Source organism: Streptomyces sp. NPDC001339, assembly GCF_042895955.1.
GTDB lineage: Bacteria > Actinomycetota > Actinomycetes > Streptomycetales > Streptomycetaceae > Streptomyces.
Genome location: NZ_JBIAWT010000005.1, coordinates 87,202 through 109,685, shown reverse-complemented (window position 1 = coordinate 109,685; position 22,484 = coordinate 87,202). Strand labels below are relative to the sequence as shown.

Sequence of the window (22,484 nt, the reverse complement as noted above, 5' to 3'; positions counted from 1 at the left end):
CTCCGCCACTCGATTCGGAGCCGCTGGATCTTGGCCGGGTGGCTAGGCTTGGCAAGCGGTCCGGGCACGGGCCGCACCCCTGACGGATCTACGTACGAGGAGCCAACTCAACATGGCCGACTCCAGTTTCGACATCGTCTCGAAGGTAGAGCGGCAGGAGGTCGACAACGCCCTCAACCAGGCCGCCAAGGAGATCTCCACGCGCTACGACTTCAAGGGCGTGGGCGCGTCCATCGCCTGGTCCGGCGAGAAGATCGAGATGCGGGCCAACGCCGAGGAGCGGGTCAAGGCCGTGCTCGACATCTTCCAGTCCAAGCTGGTCAAGCGCGGGATCTCGCTGAAGGCGCTGGACGCCGGTGAGCCGCAGCCCTCGGGCAAGGAGTACAAGATCTTCGCCTCGATCGAGGAGGGGATCTCGCAGGAGAACGCGAAGAAGGTCGCGAAGATCATCCGCGACGAGGGCCCCAAGGGCGTCAAGGCGCAGGTGCAGGGCGACGAGCTGCGGGTCAGCTCCAAGAGCCGCGACGACCTGCAGGCGGTGCAGCAGCTGCTGAAGGGCAAGGACCTGGACTTCGCCATCCAGTTCGTGAACTACCGGTAGTCCACGTTTCTCGGGTGCCACGGGATGGGGCGGTGCGCTGCGGCGTACCGCCCCACCGGCGTCCTGGCGTCCTGGCGTCCCGGCGTCCCGGCATTTCCCGGTGGCCACTTGACGTCAACCTTGGTTGAGGTTGCACGGTCGTTCCATGGCTTCTCCTCACGTGACTTCTTCTCACGCGGGTCTCCCCAGGGGACTCGTACGGGGATGAGCCGGTGCCCGTACGGGCACGACCCCGGGCTCTCACGGGGGTGCCCGGGGTCGGCCCGTACATACCGGATGTACCGGACGCATCGGGTGCGGGCCCCTGGCCCGGATCCGGGCCAGAGCCAGATTGTCAGCGGGTCGCGAAGGGCTGGTCCGTGGGGACGACCTCGCGGCCGAGCGGCACCAGGGAGACCGGGATCATCTTGAAGTTGGCGATGCCGAACGGGATACCGATGATCGTCACGCACAGGGCGATACCGGTGACGATGTGCCCGAGGGCCAGCCACCAGCCCGCGAAGACGAACCAGATCACATTGCCGATCGCGGAACCGGCGCCGGCGTCGTTCCGCACCACGGTCGTACGACCGAAGGGCCACAGGGCGTAGCCGGCGATACGAAAACTGGCAACGCCAAACGGAATGGTGATCACCAAGACGCAGCAGATGATGCCCGCAAGGACGTAGCCGAGCGCCAGCCAGAAGCCGCTGAGGACCAGCCAGAGGATGTTGAGCAGGGTTTTCATGATCGGCAGCCTTCCACGGGCACGGCACAGAACGTATCTGTCGTGGTGGACGCACCGGGCCTGGTGAAACGTTGCGCTCATGAGCCGGCGGCCCCTGTGAGTGCGGCTCTACGGGCGGTGGTGGCCCGCGAGCTGTTCCAGGCGGGTGATCCGTTCACGCATCGGGGGGTGGGTGGAGAAGAGGCGGGACATGCCCTCGCCCGCGCGGAACGGGTTGGCGATCATCATGTGGCCGGCGGTCTCCAGCCGCGGCTCGGGCGGGAGCGGGAGCTGCTGGGTGCCCGTCTCCAGTTTGCGCAGAGCGGAGGCTAGGGCGAGCGGGTCGCCGGTGAGCTGGGCGCCCGAGGCGTCCGCCTGGTACTCGCGGGACCGGCTGACCGCCAGCTGGATCAGCGAGGCCGCGATCGGCCCGAGGATGGCGATCAGCAGCATGCCCAGGATGCCGGGGCCCTCGTCGTCGTCGGAGCGGCCCACCGGAATCAGAAAGGCGAAGTTGGCCAGGAACATCACGACCGAGGCCAGCGCGCCGGCGACGGACGAGATGAGGATGTCGCGGTTGTAGACGTGGCTGAGCTCATGGCCGATGACGCCGCGCAGTTCGCGTTCGTTCAGCAGCCGCAGGATGCCGTCGGTGCAGCAGACCGCGGCGTTGCGCGGGTTGCGGCCGGTGGCGAAGGCGTTGGGGGCCTCGGTCGGGGAGATGTACAGCCGCGGCATGGGCTGGCGGGCCGTCGTCGAGAGCTCGCGGACCATCCGGTAGAGCTGGGGCGCCTCGAACTCGCTGACCGGGCGGGCACGCATGGCGCGCAGGGCCAGTTTGTCGCTGTTCCAGTACGCGTAGGCGTTGGTGCCCAGCGCGACCAGGACGGCGACGATCAGGCCCGTACGGCCGAACAGGCCGCCGATGACGATGATGAGTGCGGACAGTCCCCCGAGGAGTACGGCGGTTCTCAGCCCGTTGTGCCGGCGGTGCACGGTACGCCCTCCAAGCGGTGCGGCAGGGGAACCCTGTGCTGCGTTGCTCCACTCTCCGGTGGATCCTTACTCACTGGTCAACGTGAGATGGAGGGGAGTGGTTCCCCGGCGCGAAGGCCGCATTGTCCGGTGCGAAGGCCGCGTTGTCCGGTGCGAAGGGCACGTTGTCCGGTGCGAAGGGCGGGAACTGCCCAGCCAGGAGCCGCGCTCCCGGGCCGCGTCCGTCAGAGCAGTGCCCCGGAGGCGAAGCGCAGGACGAGCTGCGGGGCGCCGGAGAGGGCGATGCCGAGGACGGTGGCGAGGACGATGGCGGTGGCGAGCGGGGCCGGGATCCCGGCCGCCGCCCGGTACGGCCGCGGTGCCGCGAGGGCAGCCTCGGGCACCGCCCCTCCGGCGGTCTCACCGGCCCCGGCGATCTCACCGGCCCCGGCGGCCTCGGCGCCCCGGAAGAGCACCGCGGTCCACTGCAGGTAGTAGTAGAGCGCGATCACGACATTGACCGCCATGACCACCGCGAGCCAGGCCAGCCCGGCGTCGACGGCCGCGGAGAAGACCACGACCTTGGCGAACAGGCCGATGATGCCCGGCGGCAGACCGGCGAGGCAGAGCAGGAAGAAGCCGAGGGCGAGCGCCACCAGGGGCCGCCGCTGGTACAGGCCCCGGTAGTCGGTGAGGCGGTTGGCGGGGCGCGTACGGGCCACCAGGGCGGCGACGGCGAAGGCGCCGAGGTTTACCACCGCGTACATCAGGGCGTAGGCGACGGTCGACCCGATGGCGTGCGCGGGCTGCCGCGCGTAACCGGCCGCCGCGAGGGGGACCAGGAGGTAGCCGGCCTGGCCGACCGAGGACCAGGCGAGCAGCCGTACGGCGCTGTGCGCGCGGCGCGGGTCCTGGCGGAGGGCGGCGACGTTGCCGACGGTCATGGTGAGCGCGGCGAGCACGGCCAGCGCCGGGCCCCAGACGTTCGCGTACGAGGGGAAGCCCTGGACCGTGACGAGGATCAGGCCGGAGAAGCCGACGGCCTTGCCGACCACGGAGAGGTAGCCGGCGATGGGCAGCGGAGCGCCGACGTAGGTGTCCGGCACCCAGAAGTGGAACGGGGCTGCCGCGGTCTTGAAGGCGAAGCCCACCAGGGTGAGCGCGACGCCGGCGCCGGCCAGCGTGGCCAGGCGCGGATCGGGGAGGCTGGTGAGGGCGTGCGCCACCCGGGTGAGGTGGAGGCTGCCCGTGGTGGCGTACAGGAAGCTCACGCCGAGGAGCATCACGGCGGTGGCGGCCACGGAGGAGAGGAAGAACTTCAGCGCCGCCTCGGAGGAGAGCCGGTCGCCGCGGCGCAGCCCCACGAGGGCGAAGGCGGGCAGCGAGGCGACTTCGAGGGCGATGACGAGCGTGGCGAGGTCCCTGGAGGCGGGCAGCAGGGCGGCGCCGGCGGCCGAGGACAGCAGCAGGAACCAGTACTCGCCGGTGGGCAGGCCCTGGTCCCGCACGGTGTCGATGGACAGCAGGGCGGTCAGCAGCGCGCCGGCGAGCACCAGGAACTGGATGACCAGGGTGAACGGGTCGGCCACGTAGCTGCACACGGTGGGGTGCCCGGAGAGGCAGAAGGTGCTGCGGCCGGCGTTCAGGAGGGGCAGCAGCGACAGGGCGGCGAGGGCGAGCCCGGCCGTGGCGATCCAGCCCAGCAGCGGCTTGCGGGCCACCGGGAGGAAGAGGTCGGCGACGAGCACCACCAGGGCGACGACCGCGGCGATGGTGGGCGGTGCGAGGGCGACCCAGTCGACGGACTGGACCAGAGAGGTGATCGGGCTCATCACTTACCGCCTCCGAGGAGCTGCTGGACGGCCGGGTCGGTGAGGCCGAGGAGGGCCGCGGGCCACAGTCCGGCGAGGACGGTGAGCACGGCGAGGGGGGTCCAGGCGGCGTACTCGTAGCGCGCGATGTCGGGGAGGGCGGGGGCGGCGGTGGCGGCCCGTGCGGACGCGCGTCCGGGCGTCCCGGCGCCCTCGCCGTCCGGGTCGGCGGGATCGGCGGGGTCGGCCGGGCCGACGGCGGCGGCGAGCGGGGCGGTCGGCGCGAGGTGCGGGGTGCCACCCATGCAGACGCGGCGGACGACGAGCAGCAGGTAGGCGGCGGTCAGCAGGGTGCCGAAGCCGGCCAGGGCCATGAACGTCAGGAAGGCGGGGCGGCTGAGGCCTTCGGCCGGCCGGAAGGCGCCGAACATGGCGAGCATCTCGCCCCAGAAACCGGCCAGTCCGGGGAGGCCGAGGGAGGCGATGGCCCCGAAGGCGAGCAGGCCGCCGAAGCGAGGGGCCTTGCCGTAGAGGGCGGCGCCGGTGGTTCCGGCGAGGGCGTCGAGGTCGGTGGTTCCGGTGCGGTCCTTGAGGGCGCCGACCATGAAGAAGAGCAGGCCGGTGATGAGGCCGTGCGCGATGTTCGCGAAGAGCGCGCCGTTGACCCCGGTGGGGGTCATGCTGGCGATGCCGAGCAGGACGAAGCCCATGTGGCCGACGGAGCTGTAGGCGATCAGGCGTTTGAGGTCGCCCTTGGCACCCTTGCGTACGAGGGCGAGGCAGGCGAGCGAGCCGTAGATGATGCCGACGGCGGCGAACGCGGCGAGGTACGGCGCGAAGGTCTGCATGCCCTCGGGTGTGACGGGCAGCGCGATCCGCACGAAGCCGTACGTGCCCATCTTCAGCAGGACGCCGGCCAGCAGCACCGAGCCGACGGTGGGGGCGGCGGTGTGGGCGTCGGGCAGCCAGCTGTGCAGCGGCCACATCGGGGACTTGACGGCCAGTCCGATGCCGATCGCGAGTACGGCCAGAACCTGAATCGTGTGGCTGAGCTGGGCTTTCGGGCCGTTGTCAGTGGCTAGTGCCACCATGTCGAACGTGCCGGATTTCAGGCCGATGAGGAGGAGGCCGAGCAGCATCACGACGGAGCCGAGCAGCGTGTAGAGGATGAACTTCCAGGCCGCCGCCTGCTTCCCCGCACCGCCCCAGCGGGCGATGAGGAAGTACATCGGGATGAGGACCATCTCGAAGGCGAGGAAGAAGAGCACCAGGTCCAGGACGGCGAAGGTGGCGAGGGTGCCGGCCTCCAGGACGAGCAGCAGGGCCACAAATGCCTTGGGAGACGGGCCCGATGGCATGTGGAAGTAGGAGTAGAGCGCGCAGAGGAAGGTCAGCAGCGCGGTCAGGACGAGGAGGGGGAGCGAGATGCCGTCGACGCCGAGGTGGACACGGATGTCGAGCGCCGGGATCCAGCTGAGGTCGGTGGTGGCCTGCATACGGGCCGGGTGACCGTGGTCGAAACCGGCGGCCAGTGCGACGGTCGCGGCGAGCACGGCACCGGTGACGGTCACACCGTGGCGCAGTACGGCCTGGTCGGGGTTCCGGCCCTTGAGGCCGGGCGGGGCCGGGAGCAGTGCGGCCAGGGCGCCGAGGAGGGGGAGGACGACGACGGCCGCGAGGAGGATCTGCATGGCGGTGTGAGTCAGGTGCATCGGTCAGGCTCCCGTGCCCGTAGCGACGAGGACGGCGGCGATGGCCAGGACGAGCGAGCCCGCGAGCAGCGCGCCGAGGTAGGTCTGCACGTTCCCGGTCTGGGCGCGGCGGACGGCGGCGCCCAGCAGGCGGGGGGCGGTGCCCGCGCCGCGGACGTAGGTGTCGACGACCTCGCGGTCCAGGAAGCGGACGAGTGAGGCGGCGGCGCGTACGGGCCGGACGAAGAGCGCGGAGTAGACGGCGTCGAGGTGGAAGCCGACGGCCGCGTGGCGGTGCAGCGGGCCGAGGAGGAGGCGGCCCGGGTCGGCCGGGTCGGCGGCGCCGGAGACGCTCCCGTAGACCGGGGCGTGGGTGGCCAGGGCGGTCTCCTCGGCGAGGCCGGGGGCGGCGTCCGGGGCGGTGATGACCGCGCCGATCGGCGTACGGGCGGCGAGGCCGGCGGTGTGCCGCCAGGCGACGTAGATGAGCAGGACGCCGGCGAGGGCGATGACGGTGCCGAGAACGGAGGTGGTCAGGGTCGGGGCGAGGGAGCGCCCGTCGAACCAGTCGGGCAGGAGGGGGGCGGTCAGGCCGAGCGCGACGGTGGGGACGAAGAGCACCCACAGCACGCCGTTCATGACGACCGGCTGCGGGCCGTGGTCGGGGGCCTCGGCGCCCCTGCCCTTGAAGGCGAGCAGCCACAGGCGGGCGGCGTACGCCGCGGTGAGGAGGGCCGTGAGCAGTCCGGAGAGCAGTACGGTCCAGCCGACGGCGCCGGGAACGCCGTGCGCGGCGCCGTGGGCGGCGTGCTCGGCGGCGCCCAGGACGGCTTCCTTGGAGAAGAAGCCGGCGAACGGCGGGATCGCGGCGAGGGCGAGCAGCGCGACGGTGACGGTCCAGTACGCGTCCGGGATACGCCGGGCCAGACCGCCCATCCGGGACATGGCGGCCAGCGAGTTGGTGCCGGCGGCGTGGATGATCACGCCGGCGCCGAGGAAGAGGAGGGCCTTGAACGCACCGTGGGTGAGGAGGTGGAAGACGGCGGCGCCGCGGTCGCCGACGGCCAGCGCGCCGAGCATGTAGCCGAGCTGGCCGACCGTCGAATAGGCCAGGACGCGTTTGATGTCGTCCTGGGCCAGCGCGGCGAGCGCGGAGCCGATCATGGTGATCGCGGCCAGGACGGCGAGCACGGCCAGCGCGACCGCGGAGGCCGCGAAGACGGGGAGGAGACGGGCCACGACATAGACACCGGCCGCCACCATCGTCGCGGCGTGGATCAGCGCGGAGACCGGCGTCGGGCCGGCCATCGCGTCCGGGAGCCAGGTGTGCAGCGGGAACTGCGCGGACTTGCCCGCGACGCCGCCCAGCAGGAGCAGCGCGATCAGCGTCGGGTGGTCCAGGCCGCCGCTGGTGACGGCGCCCAGGATGCCGGTGATGCGGAACGTTCCGGCGTCGGCGGCCAGCGCGAAGATGCCGAAGAGGAAGGGGACATCGCCGAGCTTGGTGACGAGGAAGGCCTTGAGCGACGCGGCGCGGGCGGTCTCGGTCTCCCAGTAGTGGCCGACGAGGAAGTACGAGCAGATGCCCATGACCTCCCAGCCGACCAGCAGCAGCATCAGGTCGCCGGTGTAGACGACCAGCAGCATCGCGGCGGTGAAGAGGGAGACCAGCGCAGCGTAGGAAGGGTAGCGCGGGTCGTCGCGCAGATAGCCGGTGGAGTAGATCTGCACGCAGGTCGCCACGACGCCGACCAGGACGGCGATCAGCGCGGCGAAGCCGTCGATGTGCAGGGCCAGGTCGACGGGGACCGAGCCGGTCGGGGTGAGCCGGGTGGCGACATCGGTGGCCGGGCCGCCGCCCTGCCCGAAGGCGACGACGACGGTCAGCACGGCCGCGGCCAGCGTCGGCAGCACGGCCAGCGGCCGTACGAAACCGGGCGCGCGCCGGCCCAGGAGGAGGCCGGCGGCGGCCCCGAGGAACGGCAGGAGGGGAACGAGAAAGGCGGTGGTCGTGAGTGTCACGCGGTGGCCTCCGCCTTGGTGTCCGGCTGCGGGGTCGCGGTCGCCCGCGTACCGCCCGCGCCGTCCGTGTCGTCCGCGCCGTCCGGCCGTTCGGCGAGGTCACGGAGCCGGTCGATGTCGGAGCTGCCGCGGTTGCGGTACACGAGCAGCACGATCGCCAGGCCGATGCCGATCTCGGCGGCGGCGATGGCGATGGTGAAGAGGGTGAGCGCCTGGCCGGAGTGCAGGGTGTCGCGCAGCCAGACGTCGAAGGCGACGAGGTTGAGGTTGACGGCGTTGAGCATCAGCTCGACGGACATCAGGACCAGGATCGCGTTGCGGCGGGCGAGCACGCCGTACAGACCGGTGCAGAAGAGGAGGACGGCGAGGACGGCCGGGTAGGCGAGGTGCAGGTGCATCAGCGCCGCTCCTCTCGCGGGGCGGGGGCCGGGGCCGGGGGACCTGCGGGATCTGCCGGGGCCGCGGGGGCGGCGGGGGTCGCGGGGGCCGCTGCGGGAGCGCCGGAGGCGCCGTTCGTCAGGGTGGCCGCGGCGCCCTTGCCCTCGCCCGTCTTGCGGGACAGCACGATCGCCCCGACGAGCGCGGCGAGCAGCAGCACGGACAGCGCCTCGAAGGGCAGCACCCAGTACTGGAAGAGGCTGCGCCCCGCGGTTTCGCTGGAGCCCTGGGGGGTGCCCAGATCGATCCAGGTGGCGCGGAAGGCATCGACGACCACCCAGACCAGGGCGGCGGCCGAGGCGAGGGCCACCGCGAGCGCCGCCCAGCGGTTGCCGGAGTCGGCGTCCGGGGACCGTCCGATGGGCGCCTTCGTCAGCATCAGCCCGAAGAGGAGGAGGACGACCACGGAGCCGACATAGATCAGCACCTGCACCCAGGCGATGAACTCGGCCGTGAGGAGGAGGTATTCGACAGCGACCCCACCGAGGGCGACGACCAGCCAGAGGGCGGCGTGCACCAGCTGCCGGGTGGTGACGGTGATGACGGCCGCGCCGAGGGTGGCGATCCCGACGAGCAGGAAGGCGATCTCGACACCGGTGGGCGAGAGGAAGCCGTGGCCTGCTGCGGCCGTGGCGGCGAGCGTCACGCTTCCTCCCCTGAGGTGTCCGAGGCGTCTGAGGTCCCTGAGTTCTCTGAGTTCCCCGAGTTCTCTGATGAGGTTGCTGAGGTCTCTGAGTTCTCTGATGAGCCTTCTGAGGGCTCTGAGTTCTCCGGTCGTTGCTGGTTTCCGGCCTCGGCCTGCGCTGCCGCCTGCGCCGCGGCTTCCGCCGCCTGCTGGGCGGCGAGCTTGTCCGCGGCCTTGCGGGCGGCGCCGAGCTCCTTGGGCTCCTCGGCCGCCGGGTCGAGCGCCGGCGGCTCGGGCACCGTCCACATCCATTCGCGGAGCTTGTCCCGCTCATGGGTCAGCTCGCGGATGTCCGTCTCGGCGTACTCGAACTCCGGCGACCAGAAGAGCGCGTCGAAGGGGCAGACCTCGATGCAGATACCGCAGTACATGCACAGCGAGAAGTCGATCGCGAAGCGGTCCAGCACATTGCGGCTGCGCTCCCGTCCTCCGGGCGCGGCCGGCGGCACCGTCTCCTTGTGGGAGTCGATGTAGATGCACCAGTCCGGGCACTCACGGGCGCACAGCATGCAGACCGTGCAGTTCTCCTCGAACAGCCCGATGACACCGCGGGTACGGGGCGGGAGGTCGGGCTGGACGTCCGGGTACTGCGCGGTGACGGACTTCCGCGTCATCGTCCGCAGGGTGACGGCCAGGCCCTTGGCGAGGCCCGATCCAGGGATGCCCATCAGGAGATCACCACCTTGACGACGCCGGTGACGGCGATCTGGGCCAGGGCCAGCGGGATGAGGACCGTCCAGGAGAGCTTCTGGAGCTGGTCCTCGCGCAGCCGCGGGTACGTCACCCGCAGCCAGATGACCCCGAACGCGAGGATCGCGGTCTTCAGCAGCGTCCACAGCCAGCCCAGGCCGTCGGCGCCGAACGGGCCGTGCCAGCCGCCGAGGAAGAGCACGGACGTCAGCGCGCACAGGACGACGATGCCCGCGTACTCGGCGAGCAGGAAGAGCGCGAAGCGCAGCCCGGTGTACTCGGTGTAAGCACCGAAGATGATCTCCGAGTCGGCGACCGGCATGTCGAACGGCGGCCGCTGGAGCTCGGCGAGCCCCGCGGTGAAGAAGACCAGCCCGCCCACGAGCTGCCACGGCACCCACCACCAGTGGAAGGCCTCGACGATGCCGGGCAACGAGAGCGTGCCGGCCGCCATGGCGACCGACGCCGCGGCGAGCAGCATCGGCAGCTCGTACGCCAGCAGCTGTGCGGCCGTCCGCAGGCCGCCGAGCAGCGAGAACTTGTTCGCGGAGGCCCAGCCGGCCATCAGCGAGCCGAGTACGCCGACGCCCATGACGGCGAGGACGAAGAAGATCCCGGCGTCCAGGGCCTGCCCCACCGCGTTGTCCGGGCCGATCGGGATGGCGATCAGGACCAGGAGGTACGGCAGCAGGGCGACGGCGGGTGCGAGCTGGAAGATCCGCCGGTCGGCGCCGGCCGGAACGATGTCTTCCTTCTGCGCGAACTTCACACCGTCGGCGACCAGTTGGGCCCAGCCGTGGAACCCGCCCGCGTACATGGGCCCGAGGCGGCCCTGCATATGGGCCATGACCTTGTGCTCGGTCTGCCCGATGACCAGGGGGAACACCAGGAACACGACGAAGACGGCGAGGAGGCGCAGCGCGATGTCGAGAGCTTCGCTCATGGGGTGTCACCTCCCTGTGCGGGCTTCTCGGACTCGGGTTTCTCGGAGGCGGAGTTCTCGGATGCCGAGTTCTCGGACGCAGGTTTCTCGGGTGAGGGCTCCTCTGGTGAGGGCTTCTTCGGTGCCGGTTTCTCGGACGTCTCCGGCTTCTCCGGCATCTCCGGCTTCTCGGGCGCGGGCTTCTGCTCCGGCTCGTCGAAGGCGGGGCGGGCGTGGTGCCAGGGCGCGTCGGACGGTTCCGGCGCTTCCGCCGCGGCCCGCTGCTGGCTCGCCGACCCCTCGCTCGCCGAGCGGGTACGGCGGGCCGGGCGCTCGGGGCGCTCCGGCCGCTCGGTACGCGCCGGGGCGGCGGGCGTCGCCGGCGTCGGGGGCGGGGTCGGGGTTTCCCCGGCCGCCGGGGGCGCAGGGGTTACGGGTGCCGCCGGGGTGGCCGGGGCTCCGGCCCCCTCCCCCGCGGCCTGCTGGCTCGCCGAGCCCGCGCTCGCGCTACGGGTACGCCGGGCCGGCCGTTCGCCGGCCGCGGCCCCTGCCGCCCGGGCACCGCCGGCCGCCCTGGCACCGCCGGCCGCGCGGGCACCCCGCGCCGGCCGCGCGGGCGCGGGCGGCAACTGGCCCTTCAACGGCCCCCACTCATTCGGGTCCGGAACCCCCGGGGGCAGCATCTGCCGCCGCTTGGGCCCGCCATGCTCGGACTCTCCCGGCTCCTTCGCCCCCGGCCACGCCTTGGCGACCCGCGCCGCCAGCACGAAGTCCTTGCGCAGCGGGTGCCCTTCGAAACCGTCCGGGAGCAGCAGCGGGACGAGGTGCGGGTGACCGGTGAAGTCGACGCCGAACATCTCGTGGGTCTCGCGCTCATGCCAGCCCGCGCCCGCGTACACGCCCACAGCAGTGGGCAGCGCGGCCGCCTCGTGCGGCACCGTCGTCCGTATGACCAGCCGGCGGACCGTCCCCGGGTGGGCCACGTCCGCGAGGTGCGCGCAGATCCGGAAGCCGGTGCCGGGCTCGTCGACGGCGCTCAGCCAGTCGAAGTAGCGGCAGCCGAGGTCGTCGCGCGCGGCCGTGAGCGCGGTCAGCCAGCCGTCCGCGGGGACGTCGACGGTCAGCAGGTCGTACGCCAGCTCCGCCGTGGCCCCCGTACCGAAGATCTCGCTCGCGGGCCGCGACAGCCAGCCGACGACAGGCTCAGGCTCGGGGGCGGGCTCAGGAGCAGAGGCAGCCTCAGGAGCGGGAGCGGGCTCAGGACCAGAGGCGGGCCCAGGAGCAGGGGCAGCCTGCTCCGCCGGCTCCGGCTGCTCCGCCTGCTCGGGCGTCCGGGGGTTCTCCGGCGTCTCGGAGTTCTGCGGCCGCTCGCTCATCGGGGCTCCTCCCCTGGCGCCGCCGACTCCCCAGCCGAGTCGGCCGACCCGGCCGATCCGGCCGATCCGGCAGCCGTCGGCCCGGCAGCCGTCGGCGCGGGCGCCGAGGGCGCCGTCACCAGTCCGCTGCGCAGCGCGGCCGCCGAGGGCCGCCCGGCACCGCCCTTCGCGCGCGGCTCCCGGTACCGCTCCCCCAGCGACTCGCGCGCGATCTTCTCCTGGAGCTTGAGGATCCCCTGAAGCAGCGCCTCCGGCCGCGGCGGGCAGCCCGGTACGTACACATCGACCGGGATGATCTGGTCGACGCCCTTGGTGACCGAGTACGAGTCCCAGTAGGGACCGCCGCAGTTGGAGCAGGCCCCGAAGGAGATGACGTACTTCGGCTCGGGCATCTGCTCGTAGAGCCGCTTGACCGCCGGCGCCATCTTGTCGGTGACGGTGCCGGAGACGACCATCAGGTCGGCCTGGCGCGGGCCGGGCGCGAACGGGATCACGCCGAGCCGGATGAAGTCGTGACGCGCCATGGAAGCGGCGATGAACTCGATGGCGCAACAGGCCAGGCCGAAGTTGAAGACCCACAGGCTGTAGCGGCGTCCCCAGTTGAGGACGACCTTCATCGGTTCCGGCGCGAGCCGGGCGAGTGTGCCCAGACGGCGCGGCGCCGGCAGGAACTCGGGCGCGGGGCCCTCGGGTCCGGAGCTCTGGGACGCGGCGGCTGCCGGGCCGGCGGAGGCGGGAGTCACGTCCATTGCAGGACGCCCTTCTTCCATGCGTAGAGCAGGCCGATGGCGAGGAACCCGAGGAAGATGAACATCTCCACGAGCGTCACCCCGCCGAAGCCGGGGGCGGCGAAGATCGTCGCCCAGGGGAACAGGAAGATCGAGTCGACGGCGAAGATGACGTAGAGGAAGGCGTAGACGTAGTAGCGGACCTGGGTGTGCGCCCAGCCCTCACCGACCGGGTCCACGCCGCACTCGTACGTCAGCAGCTTCTCGGGCGTCGGTACGACAGGCCTCAGCAGCCGCCCGGCCCCGAAGGCCACGGCGACGAAGAGCACGCCGACCACGGCGATGATCCCGACGACCGAGTAACCCTGGAAGTAGTCCGCGGCGACGGTGGTGCGTACGGTCGCGTCCGGCACGTCCGCCCCTCGCTCCCTGACTGCGCTTGTTCAACGACTTCGACGATCTGTACGGAACGGGAGTCTAGGCCCTGGGACGCCGCCCCGAGCAGCCGCGTCTTCGCCGACGGTGAGCCGATGGTCAGCCGACAGTGAACTTGTCCGCACTTCGCCCCGACTTCACCCCACCTGGGCGGCGTGCGGCGCGGACGGCCCGCCCGGCCGTCTCAGCCGCCATCTCACAGAGCGGACGGCGTCGGTCGAGTCAGGTGCGTCGAAAGACGTGGGGTAAACCCCACCGCCGATCACCCCGGCCACCCCATGGCACGGGGTGGAGCGGCCAGGCACGCTGTGCGCATGATGGAGAGTTTCCGGCCCAGCGCCACAGACCAGCCCAGCGCCACAGACCAGTCCAGCGCCACAGACCAGCCCGGCACCACACCGGGCAACGCCCAGGACGGCGCACTGCACGGCGCGCTGGACGGCGCACTGGACGGCGCGCCGGGCGGCGATACGCCACCGCCGCCCCGCCCGGCGCTCAGTGGTGCGACCTGGCGGGAGATCGGGTATCTGCTGGCCAACCTCCCGCTGGGCCTCGCGGCGTTCGTGGCGCTGGCGGTGTGGCTGGCGCTGGGCATCGGGATGTCCGTCACGGTGATCGGGCTGCCGCTGCTGGCCGTGGGGCTGAGGGTGTGCCGGCGGTACGGGAAGCTGGAGCGGGCCCGGGCGCGGGTGCTGCTCGGGGTGCGGATCGAGGAACCGAGCCCGGTGCGGGTGCGGGAGCAGGGCTTTTTCCCCTGGTTGTGGACGGGTCTGAAGGATCCGGTGGCGTGGCGGCATGCGCTGTTCGCGTTCGTCCGGCTGCCGTGGGCGCTGCTCACGTTCTGCGTCGTCCTCGTCTCGCTCCTGGTGGCATGGCCGGTGCTGCCGTGGACGGCGCGCTGGCTGTCGAACGTGGACCGGGCGATGGTGCGCGGGCTGCTGTCGCCGTCCGACGAGCTGGAGCGGCGGATCGCCGAGCTGGAGTCGGACCGGATGACGGTGACCGACACCGCGGCCGCCGACCTGCGGCGCATCGAACGGGATCTGCACGACGGGGCACAGGCCCGGCTGGTGGCGCTGGCCATGGGGCTCGGCCTGGCGAAGGAGAAGCTGCTGGAGGGGCAGGCCGACGCGAGCGTGGCCGCGATGGTGGACGAGGCACACGGTGAGGTGAAGCTGGCGCTGCAAGAGCTACGGGATCTGGCGCGGGGCATCCATCCGGCGATCCTCACCGACCGTGGTCTGGGGCCTGCCCTGGCCTCCCTGGCCGGGCGCTGCACGGTGCCCACGACGACCTCCGTGGTTCTGGACGAGCGGCCCGCGCCGGCCATCGAGGGGATCGTCTACTTCACCGTCTCCGAGCTGTTGCAGAACGTCGCCAAGCACAGCGGAGCGCGGCAGGCGTCCGTCGAGGTGCGGCGCGTCAAGAGGGGCGGGCCCGCAGGGCCCTCGGGCAAGGGCGGTGGTGGGCGACGGGTGGGCGATCGGCTGCTGATCAAGGTGGTGGACGACGGGCAGGGCGGGGCGCGGCTGGACGGCGGTAGCGGGATGGCCGGGCTCGCCGAGCGGCTGGGGTCGGTGGACGGTCTGTTCGTCCTGGATTCTCCGGTCGGCGGGCCGACACGGGTGACGGCGGAGCTCCCGTGGCGGCCGGCGCCGAAGGGCCGCTGACCAGCCGATTGCGCTCGATCGCGGGTTCGGGGGTGGGGAAAACCCCAGGAGAAGACTGCAAAGAGCCTCATGGTGCGGGGAGCCGGGGTCGCGAAGGCTTGTCGTAGCGGAAACGCCACTGGGCGGAAACGCCACTGGGCGGAAGGCCACACGGGTGGCGCGTACGAAGACCGCGTACGGGGACCGCAGACGGCAGAGCAGACGACGGGACGAGATGGACACCGCATACGCATCGCACGCACCACACGCACCACACACATCGAACTCATCGCACGCATCGAACTCATCGCACGCATCGAACTCATCGCAGACATCGAAGGCAGCGCACGCACCGCACGCACCGCGCCCCCGCGGCTCCCGGGTGCCCGCGGGGCTGCGGGCTCCCTTCTCCGGGCGGGCGTGGCGGGAGTTTCTGTACCTCTTTCTCAGCCTTCCGATGGCTGTCCTGATGTTCACGTACGCGGTAACGGTGATCGCGCTCGGAGCCGGTCTGCTGGTCACGTTCCTGGGCATCCCGGTGCTGGCGGGCGGACTGGCCGGCAGCCGGGCGCTGGGCGGCCTGGAGCGGGCGCGGGCCCGGGCACTGCTGGGGCTGGAGGTGGCCGCCCCAGAACCGGTGCGTCCCGCGAAGCCGGGCCTGACGGCGTGGATCGGGGCCGTGCTGAAGAGCGGGGCGTCCTGGCGGCACCACCTCTACTGCTTGCTGCACTTCCCGTGGGCGATCTTCGCCTTCGTCTTCTCGCTGGTGATCTGGTCCGTCGGCTGGCTGCTGCTGTCCTATCCGTTGTGGCGGTGGACGTTCCCCGCGTACCTCGGCCGGCCCGGTATCCAGATGGGGGACTTCGGCAGTGGCCACCGCTTCTACGTCGACACTCCGGCGGAGATCGGGTTCACCAGCGGGATCGGGCTGCTGCTGGTGCTTGCCGGGCCGTGGGTGATCCACGGGCTGACGCAGGTGGACCGGATCATGGTCCAGGGCCTGCTGGGTCCGTCGTCCCTGGTCACACGGGTCTCGCAGCTGGAGTCGGGGCGCGGGGCGGCGGTCGACACCGCGGCGGCCGACCTGCGGCGGATCGAGCGCGATCTGCACGACGGGGCGCAGGCCCGCCTGGCCTCGCTGGCGATGGATCTCGGGCTGGCGAAGGCGAAGCTGGCAGAGGATCCGCAGGCCGCCGCGAAGATGGTCGACGAGGCGCACGGCGAGGTGAAGATCGCGCTCCAGGAGCTGCGGGACCTGGCCCGTGGGATACACCCGGCGATCCTCACCGACCGGGGGCTCGGCCCGGCGCTGTCGGCGCTCGCCGCGCGGTGCACGGTTCCGGTGCGGGTGACCGTGGACCCGGGCCTGAGCCTGGCCCGCAGGCCCGCCGCGGCGATCGAGGGCATGGCGTACTTCACCGCCTGTGAGCTGCTGCGGAACGTCTCCCAGCACTCCCGGGCCGGCAGCGCGACGCTGGACGTCCGGCGCACCGCCGACCGGCTCATGCTGCTGGTGACGGACAACGGACGGGGCGGTGCCCACATCCACGGTGCCCGCATCCACGGCACCGGCCCCCGCACCGATGGCACCGATGCAGGCGCCGACACCCACGGCGGCACCGGCCTGGCGGGCCTCGCCGAACGGCTCGCCTCCGTCGACGGCCTGCTGACAGTGGACTCCCCGGTCGGCGGCCCGACGGCCATCACCGCCGAGCTGCCCTGGCGCGGATAACCGCGGACAACCTCCAGGCGGCCTCCAGGCAACGAGGCTCACCGCAACGAGGGCGCCGGCCCATCAGCGCCCCCAGCTCCCCTTCCCCACTCCCCTTCCCACCCCGCCCTTCCAGATGCTGGGATGCTGGAGGCCGGCAGGGCGGTGTGTGGTGGATGAGGGAGGGGCGGGGGAGCCGGGCCGTGGCGGACATGGAGATGGAGGACGAGGGCAAAGTGCGGGTGGTCATCGCCGAGGATTCGGTACTGCTCCGGGAGGGGCTGAGCCGGCTGCTCACCGACCGGGGGCACGAGGTCGTGGCGGGCGTGGGCGACGCCGAGGCGCTGGTGAGGACGATCGGGGAGCTGGCGGACGGGGGCGCGCTGCCGGATGTGGTGGTGGCGGACGTACGGATGCCGCCGACGCACACCGATGAAGGGGTGCGGGCCGCGATCCGGCTGCGCCGGGACCACCCCGGCCTGGGGGTGCTGGTGCTCTCGCAGTACGTCGAGGAGCAGTACGCCACGGAGCTGCTGGCGGGTTCGAGCCGGGGCGTCGGCTATCTGCTCAAGGACCGGGTGGCCGAGGTGCGCGACTTCGTCGACGCGGTGGTCCGGGTCGCCGAGGGCGGGACCGCGCTGGACCCGGAGGTGGTGGCGCAGCTGCTGGGACGCAGCCGTAAGCAGGATGTACTGGCGCATCTGACTCCCCGGGAGCGGGAGGTGCTGGGGCTGATGGCCGAGGGCCGGACGAATTCCGCCATCGCCCGTCAGCTGGTGGTCAGCGGTGGTGCGGTGGAGAAGCACGTGAGCAACATCTTCCTGAAGCTGGGGCTGGCGCAGAGTGACGAGGATCACCGCAGGGTGCTCGCCGTGCTCACCTGTCTCAGGTCCTGAGGGCCTCTGTCTCAGGACCTGAGGGGCCTCTGTCTCAGGACCTGAGGGGCCTCTGTCCCAGGTCCTGAGTGGCCTCGGACGGCGCCCCCTGTTGCAGCCCCTGTTTCGACCCGCATCGCGACCCGCATCACAGCCCCTGTCGCAGCCCCTGCCGCAGCCCCTCTCGTGACCCGCAACTCAGGCCTGACGTGCCCTGACGAACTGCCAGGTGAGCCGGTCGACGACGCACTGCCAGGTGGGCCGGTCGACGCGGAGTAGACCCGGAGTCGCCCCGGAGTCGACGCGGACCGTCGCCCGGCCCCAGGGCAGGCCACCACCCGCACCCCAGACAGGACCGCCCCGTCCCCCAGGGACGCACCCCGGACCGCCCCACCCCCCAGGGACCAGGACTTTGGACCGAGAACCAAAGCACGAGTCCGGAGCGTCATGGATAAGGGCTCACGGGGGCGGTGATTTCATGACAAAACACACCAGACCGGTGTCTCATATCAAGGCCCACCATGCGATCACCCCGGGGAAGGGCACCCTTACCCACGTACGATGGTTATGGGACAACCGTCCGGTACGACACGTCCCGAGCCCTGCCTCCGGCGGGGACGCCGCACCCCTCGAGGGAGGTCCGAAGCAGTGACCAGCCAGGTCAGTAGCCCAGCCGAGCAGACCGACGCAGCGCTTGTCGGGGAACAGCGCTCTGCCGGTGACGGCGGGCAAGGCAAGGAAGTCCGGCGTCTGGACCGGGTGATCATCCGGTTCGCCGGTGACTCCGGTGACGGTATGCAGCTCACCGGGGACCGTTTCACGTCCGAGACGGCGTCGTTCGGCAACGACCTGTCGACGCTGCCGAACTTCCCCGCCGAGATCCGGGCGCCCGCCGGCACGCTGCCGGGGGTCTCCAGCTTCCAGCTGCACTTCGCCGACCACGACATCCTCACCCCCGGCGACGCCCCGAACGTCCTGGTCGCGATGAACCCGGCCGCCCTCAAGGCGAACCTCGCCGACGTCCCCCGGGGCGCGGAGATCATCGTCAACACCGACGAGTTCACCAAGCGCCCGATGGCGAAGGTCGGCTACGAGACCAGCCCCCTGGAGGACGGCTCGCTGTCCGCGTACCACGTCCATCCGGTACCGCTGACGACGCTGACGATCGAGGCGCTCAAGGAGTTCGGGCTCTCCCGCAAGGAGGCCGAGCGCAGCAAGAACATGTTCGCGCTGGGTCTGCTGTCGTGGATGTACCACCGTCCGACGGAGGGTACGGAGAAGTTCCTGCGGGCGAAGTTCGCGAAGAAGCCGGATATCGCGGAGGCGAACGTCACCGCCTTCCGGGCGGGCTGGAACTTCGGCGAGACCACCGAGGACTTCGCGACGTCGTACGAGGTCGCCCCGGCCACCAAGGCCTTCCCGACCGGCACCTACCGCAACATCTCCGGCAACCTCGCGCTCTCCTACGGGCTGGTCGCGGCGAGCCGGCAGGCGGATCTGCCGCTCTACCTGGGCTCGTACCCGATCACTCCGGCCTCCGACATCCTGCACGAGCTGTCCCGGCACAAGAACTTCGGTGTGCGGACGTTCCAGGCGGAGGACGAGATCGCGGGTATCGGCGCGGCGCTGGGCGCGGCGTTCGGCGGCTCGCTCGCGGTGACGACGACCTCGGGCCCCGGTGTGGCGCTGAAGTCGGAGACCATCGGCCTGGCGGTGAGCCTTGAGCTTCCGCTGCTGATCGTGGACATCCAGCGCGGCGGGCCGTCGACGGGTCTGCCCACCAAGACCGAACAGGCCGACCTGCTCCAGGCGATGTACGGCCGCAACGGCGAGGCCCCGGTGCCGGTCGTGGCACCCAGGACGCCCGCCGACTGTTTCGACGCGGCGCTGGAGGCGGCCCGTATCGCGCTGACCTACCGCACCCCCGTCTTCCTGCTCTCCGACGGCTATCTGGCCAACGGCTCCGAGCCCTGGCGGATTCCCGATGTCGACGAACTCCCGGATCTGCGCGTCCAGTTCGCCTCCGGCCCCAACCACCAACTGGCGGACGGGACCGAGGTGTTCTGGCCCTACAAGCGCGACGAGCGGACGCTGGCCCGCCCCTGGGCGGTGCCGGGCACGCCGGGCCTGGAGCACCGTATCGGCGGCATCGAGAAGCAGGACGGCACGGGCAACATCTCCTACGACCCCGCCAACCACGACTTCATGGTGCGCACCCGCCAGGCGAAGGTGGACGGCATCGAGGTCCCGGACGTCGAGGTCGACGACCCGTCCGGTGCGGCCCGCACGCTCGTGGTGGGCTGGGGTTCGACATACGGGCCCATCACCGCGGCGGTACGGCGCGTAAGGGGCGCAGGGGCGCACATCGCCCAGGTGCATCTGCGCCACCTCAACCCCTTCCCGAGGAATCTCGGCGAGGTGCTCGGGCGTTACGACCACGTGATCGTGCCGGAGATGAACCTCGGACAGCTCAGCACCCTGCTGCGCGCCAAGTTCCTCGTGGACGCGCGCTCGCACACCCAGGTCAGCGGCATGCCGTTCAAGGCCGAGCAGCTCGCGGAGGTCCTTAAGGAGGCCATCGATGACTGACACGATCGCGGAGGAGAAGACTGCGGAGGGGAAGACTGCGGAGGGGAAGACCGCGGAGGGGAAGACCGCAGAGGAGAAGCCCGGGCAGATCGAGGCGCTCTCCCTGGTGCCCAAGGCCGAGGGCAAGCAGTCCATGAAGGACTTCAAGTCCGATCAGGAAGTGCGCTGGTGCCCCGGCTGCGGTGACTACGCCGTCCTCGCCGCCGTCCAGGGCTTCATGCCCGAGCTGGGCCTGGCGAAGGAGAACATCGTCTTCGTCTCCGGTATCGGCTGCTCCTCCCGTTTCCCGTACTACATGAACACCTACGGGATGCACTCCATCCACGGCCGCGCCCCGGCCATCGCCACGGGCCTGGCCTCCTCGCGGCGCGACCTGAGCGTCTGGGTCGTCACCGGCGACGGCGACGCGCTGTCCATCGGCGGCAACCACCTCATCCACGCCCTGCGCCGCAACGTCAACCTCAAGATCCTGCTGTTCAACAACCGGATCTACGGTCTGACCAAGGGCCAGTACAGCCCCACCTCCGAGATCGGCAAGATCACCAAGTCGACGCCGATGGGGTCGCTGGATGCCCCCTTCAACCCCGTCTCCCTCGCCCTGGGCGCCGAGGCGTCCTTCGTGGCCCGCACCGTCGACTCCGACCGCAAGCATCTGACCTCGGTGCTGCGCGAGGCCGCGGCCCACCCGGGCACGGCGCTGGTGGAGATCTACCAGAACTGCAACATCTTCAACGACGGCGCCTTCGAGGCCCTCAAGGACAAGGAGCAGGCCCAGGAGGCCGTTATCCGCCTGGAGCACGGCCGGCCGATCCGCTTCGGCGCGCCGGCCCCCGACGGCCTCGGTTCCAAGGGCGTGGTCCGCGACCCGGCCACCGGCGACCTCAAGGTCATCGACGTCACCGAGGAGGGCGCCGACGCCGTGCTGGTGCACGACGCGCACAGCCCCTCCCCCACCACGGCCTTCGCGCTCTCCCGGCTCGCCGACCCGGACACCCTCCACCACACCCCGATCGGTGTGCTGCGCAACGTCGACCGGCCCGTCTACGACACCCTCATGGCCCAGCAGCTCGACACCGCCACCGAACAGCAGGGCAAGGGCGACCTCGCCGCCCTGCTCACCGGCAACGACACCTGGACGGTCGTGGGCTGACGGCCGACCGGCCCACGACAGTCCACTCCGGCCCGGCGGGGGCCTCCGGACGTTCTTACGGACTTCCGGAGGCCCCCGTTTCGCCGTCCGGGCACCTTTGCCGTCCGGGAACCTTTGCTGTCCGAGCACCGTGCGTCCGGGACTCGTTGTCCGCAGGGATCACGGCTTGTCCGCAGCGATCACGGCGCGGCCCGCCTGCCCGCGCCCGTCATGACCGTATGCCGGAACGCACATGACGAGCGGGGCCGAACGACGCTACCGTCACAGGGTCAACGCAGCACCGTCAGGAGGGTCCCCTTGCCGTCCAGAACCGATCAGCGCACCGGACTCGCCTACGGCCTCGCCGCCTACACCATGTGGGGCCTGCTGCCGCTGTACTGGCATCTGCTGGACGCCGCCGCGCCGTCCGAGATCCTGGCCCACCGCATGGTGTGGTCACTGCCCGTCGCCGTCGTCATCCTGGCCGTGCTGCGCCGCTGGGCCTGGATAGGCCCGCTGCTGCGGCAGCCCAGGAAGCTCGCGTTGATCCTGGTCTGCGCCCTGGTCATCTCGGCGAACTGGTTCCTCTATATCTGGGCGGTGAACTCCGGCCACGTCCTGGAGGCGTCGCTCGGCTACTTCATCAACCCGCTGGTCAGCATCGCCTTCGGCGTCCTCGTGCTGCGTGAACGGCTGCGGCCGCTGCAGTGGACGGCGGTGGGCATCGGCGCCCTGGCCGTGGTCGTGATGACCGTCGCCTACGGCAAGGTGCCCTGGATCGCACTCGGACTGGCCCTCTCGTTCGCGACGTACGGGCTGGTCAAGAAGGGCATCAAGCTCGACGGCATCGAGGGCTTCAGCGCCGAGACGGCCCTCCAGCTGCTGCCCGCGCTGGGCTACTTGGTCTTCCTCGGTGCGCGCGGCGAGTCGAACTTCCTCAGCGGCGGGGTGGACCAGGCGCTGCTGCTCGCGGGTTGCGGCGTCGCCACCGCGGTACCACTGATCTGCTTCGGCGCCTCGGCCATGCGGCTGCCGCTGACCGTGCTCGGGATGATGCAGTATCTGGCGCCGACGTTTCAGTTCGTGCTGGGGCTCACGGCCTTCCACGAGCGGATGCCGCCGGAGCGCTGGGCCGGCTTCGCGCTGGTGTGGGTGGCCCTGGCGATGCTGACCTGGGACGCACTGCGCACCGCGCGACGGGCACGGGCGGAGCTGGCCGAGGCCGAGGCCCGCGCCAACGAGACGGCGGCCTCGGCGGCCACGACAGCTACGACGGCCACAGCAGCCACGCCGTGACGCGATAGGCCTTGGTCGGCCCCCTGGTCTCGATCGCCCGGTCGCCGAGGGGGTACCACCCGCGGTCGTATGGGTGAGTCGCCCGCGGGTGGCGCCGCGCCGCCCGGGACAGGGCGACGCGGCAGCCCTTGGTACTGCTGCCCCTGGTGGACCGC

The 22,484-nt window shown here is 71.3% G+C and carries 19 protein-coding genes; 7 read left to right on the top strand and 12 right to left on the bottom strand.

What is annotated here, in order from left to right; genetic code table 11:
- The first annotated feature begins 112 nt into the window (after positions 1–112).
- Complete coding sequence (locus tag ACFY12_RS15830) at positions 113–601, top strand: YajQ family cyclic di-GMP-binding protein (protein WP_360949652.1); 489 nt, start codon at positions 113–115, stop codon at positions 599–601.
- Between the two features lie 334 nt (positions 602–935).
- Here ACFY12_RS15830 and ACFY12_RS15825 read toward each other — a convergent pair whose 3' ends face one another.
- The 12 genes from ACFY12_RS15825 to ACFY12_RS15770 form a co-directional block, all read right to left on the bottom strand.
- Positions 936–1,328, bottom strand: a complete 393-nt coding sequence (locus tag ACFY12_RS15825) for a YccF domain-containing protein (protein ID WP_390716368.1) — start codon at positions 1,326–1,328, stop codon at positions 936–938.
- A 108-nt stretch (positions 1,329–1,436) separates the two neighbouring features.
- A complete protein-coding gene (gene htpX / locus ACFY12_RS15820) occupies positions 1,437–2,303 on the bottom strand; it encodes a zinc metalloprotease HtpX (RefSeq protein ID WP_390716367.1) in 867 nt (288 codons plus the stop codon).
- A gap of 224 nt (positions 2,304–2,527) precedes the next feature.
- Positions 2,528–4,114, bottom strand: coding sequence for an NADH-quinone oxidoreductase subunit N (locus ACFY12_RS15815; protein ID WP_390716366.1), 1,587 nt, complete (start codon positions 4,112–4,114; stop codon positions 2,528–2,530).
- Positions 4,114–5,805 carry a NuoM family protein gene (locus ACFY12_RS15810; protein ID WP_390716365.1) on the bottom strand — a complete coding sequence of 564 codons (1,692 nt, stop codon included), beginning with the start codon at positions 5,803–5,805 and terminating at the stop codon, positions 4,114–4,116. The genes ACFY12_RS15815 and ACFY12_RS15810 overlap by 1 nt, the downstream gene beginning before the upstream one ends.
- A gap of 3 nt (positions 5,806–5,808) precedes the next feature.
- Positions 5,809–7,806 carry an NADH-quinone oxidoreductase subunit L gene (locus tag ACFY12_RS15805; protein WP_390716364.1) on the bottom strand — a complete coding sequence of 666 codons (1,998 nt, stop codon included), beginning with the start codon at positions 7,804–7,806 and terminating at the stop codon, positions 5,809–5,811.
- A complete protein-coding gene (gene nuoK / locus ACFY12_RS15800; RefSeq protein WP_390716800.1) occupies positions 7,803–8,198 on the bottom strand; it encodes an NADH-quinone oxidoreductase subunit NuoK in 396 nt (131 codons plus the stop codon). The genes ACFY12_RS15805 and nuoK overlap by 4 nt, the downstream gene beginning before the upstream one ends.
- Positions 8,199–8,203: 5 nt before the next feature.
- Positions 8,204–8,890: an NADH-quinone oxidoreductase subunit J gene (locus ACFY12_RS15795; protein WP_390716363.1), complete on the bottom strand. Its 687-nt coding sequence runs from the start codon at positions 8,888–8,890 to the stop codon at positions 8,204–8,206.
- Positions 8,887–9,597: a NuoI/complex I 23 kDa subunit family protein gene (locus tag ACFY12_RS15790; RefSeq protein ID WP_390716362.1), complete on the bottom strand. Its 711-nt coding sequence runs from the start codon at positions 9,595–9,597 to the stop codon at positions 8,887–8,889. The genes ACFY12_RS15795 and ACFY12_RS15790 overlap by 4 nt, the downstream gene beginning before the upstream one ends.
- Entirely contained in the window at positions 9,597–10,562 is a 966-nt protein-coding gene (locus tag ACFY12_RS15785) for an NADH-quinone oxidoreductase subunit H (RefSeq protein ID WP_390716361.1), read from the bottom strand. Before ACFY12_RS15785 ends, ACFY12_RS15790 begins: the two co-directional genes overlap by 1 nt.
- Positions 10,559–11,917, bottom strand: coding sequence for an NADH-quinone oxidoreductase subunit C (locus ACFY12_RS15780; protein ID WP_390716360.1), 1,359 nt, complete (start codon positions 11,915–11,917; stop codon positions 10,559–10,561). The genes ACFY12_RS15785 and ACFY12_RS15780 overlap by 4 nt, the downstream gene beginning before the upstream one ends.
- Positions 11,914–12,666: an NADH-quinone oxidoreductase subunit B gene (locus tag ACFY12_RS15775; RefSeq protein WP_390716359.1), complete on the bottom strand. Its 753-nt coding sequence runs from the start codon at positions 12,664–12,666 to the stop codon at positions 11,914–11,916. The genes ACFY12_RS15780 and ACFY12_RS15775 overlap by 4 nt, the downstream gene beginning before the upstream one ends.
- Positions 12,657–13,058: an NADH-quinone oxidoreductase subunit A gene (locus ACFY12_RS15770; protein ID WP_066930976.1), complete on the bottom strand. Its 402-nt coding sequence runs from the start codon at positions 13,056–13,058 to the stop codon at positions 12,657–12,659. The genes ACFY12_RS15775 and ACFY12_RS15770 overlap by 10 nt, the downstream gene beginning before the upstream one ends.
- A 336-nt stretch (positions 13,059–13,394) precedes the next feature.
- Here ACFY12_RS15770 and ACFY12_RS15765 point away from each other — a divergent pair, with 336 nt between their 5' ends.
- The 6 genes from ACFY12_RS15765 (at position 13,395) to rarD (ending at position 22,329) form a co-directional block, all read left to right on the top strand.
- Entirely contained in the window at positions 13,395–14,750 is a 1,356-nt protein-coding gene (locus tag ACFY12_RS15765) for a sensor histidine kinase (protein WP_390716358.1), read from the top strand.
- Positions 14,751–15,111: 361 nt separating this feature from the next.
- On the top strand, positions 15,112–16,461 hold the full coding sequence (locus tag ACFY12_RS15760; protein WP_390716357.1) for a sensor histidine kinase: 1,350 nt from the start codon (positions 15,112–15,114) through the stop codon (positions 16,459–16,461).
- A gap of 215 nt (positions 16,462–16,676) precedes the next feature.
- Positions 16,677–17,336 carry a LuxR C-terminal-related transcriptional regulator gene (locus tag ACFY12_RS15755; protein ID WP_390716799.1) on the top strand — a complete coding sequence of 220 codons (660 nt, stop codon included), beginning with the start codon at positions 16,677–16,679 and terminating at the stop codon, positions 17,334–17,336.
- 627 nt (positions 17,337–17,963) lie between these two features.
- Positions 17,964–19,904, top strand: a complete 1,941-nt coding sequence (locus tag ACFY12_RS15750) for a 2-oxoacid:acceptor oxidoreductase subunit alpha (protein WP_390716356.1) — start codon at positions 17,964–17,966, stop codon at positions 19,902–19,904.
- Positions 19,905–20,037: 133 nt separating this feature from the next.
- Positions 20,038–21,054 carry a 2-oxoacid:ferredoxin oxidoreductase subunit beta gene (locus tag ACFY12_RS15745; protein ID WP_390716798.1) on the top strand — a complete coding sequence of 339 codons (1,017 nt, stop codon included), beginning with the start codon at positions 20,038–20,040 and terminating at the stop codon, positions 21,052–21,054.
- A gap of 297 nt (positions 21,055–21,351) precedes the next feature.
- Positions 21,352–22,329 (top strand): EamA family transporter RarD, encoded by a 978-nt coding sequence (gene rarD / locus ACFY12_RS15740; protein WP_390716355.1) that lies wholly within the window; start codon positions 21,352–21,354, stop codon positions 22,327–22,329.
- Positions 22,330–22,484 lie beyond the last annotated feature (155 nt).

What these genes read in the sequence shown, in the direction of transcription:
- ACFY12_RS15830 (WP_360949652.1), top strand. Translation starts at nt 113, where the DNA reads ATGGCCGACTCCAGTTTCGACATCGTCTCGAAGGTAGAGCGGCAGGAG.
- ACFY12_RS15825 (WP_390716368.1), bottom strand. Translation starts at nt 1,328, where the DNA reads ATGAAAACCCTGCTCAACATCCTCTGGCTGGTCCTCAGCGGCTTCTGG.
- ACFY12_RS15815 (WP_390716366.1), bottom strand. Translation starts at nt 4,114, where the DNA reads ATGAGCCCGATCACCTCTCTGGTCCAGTCCGTCGACTGGGTCGCCCTC.
- ACFY12_RS15810 (WP_390716365.1), bottom strand. Translation starts at nt 5,805, where the DNA reads ATGCACCTGACTCACACCGCCATGCAGATCCTCCTCGCGGCCGTCGTC.
- ACFY12_RS15790 (WP_390716362.1), bottom strand. Translation starts at nt 9,597, where the DNA reads ATGGGCATCCCTGGATCGGGCCTCGCCAAGGGCCTGGCCGTCACCCTG.
- ACFY12_RS15785 (WP_390716361.1), bottom strand. Translation starts at nt 10,562, where the DNA reads ATGAGCGAAGCTCTCGACATCGCGCTGCGCCTCCTCGCCGTCTTCGTC.
- ACFY12_RS15780 (WP_390716360.1), bottom strand. Translation starts at nt 11,917, where the DNA reads ATGAGCGAGCGGCCGCAGAACTCCGAGACGCCGGAGAACCCCCGGACG.
- ACFY12_RS15775 (WP_390716359.1), bottom strand. Translation starts at nt 12,666, where the DNA reads ATGGACGTGACTCCCGCCTCCGCCGGCCCGGCAGCCGCCGCGTCCCAG.
- ACFY12_RS15765 (WP_390716358.1), top strand. Translation starts at nt 13,395, where the DNA reads ATGATGGAGAGTTTCCGGCCCAGCGCCACAGACCAGCCCAGCGCCACA.
- ACFY12_RS15745 (WP_390716798.1), top strand. Translation starts at nt 20,038, where the DNA reads ATGAAGGACTTCAAGTCCGATCAGGAAGTGCGCTGGTGCCCCGGCTGC.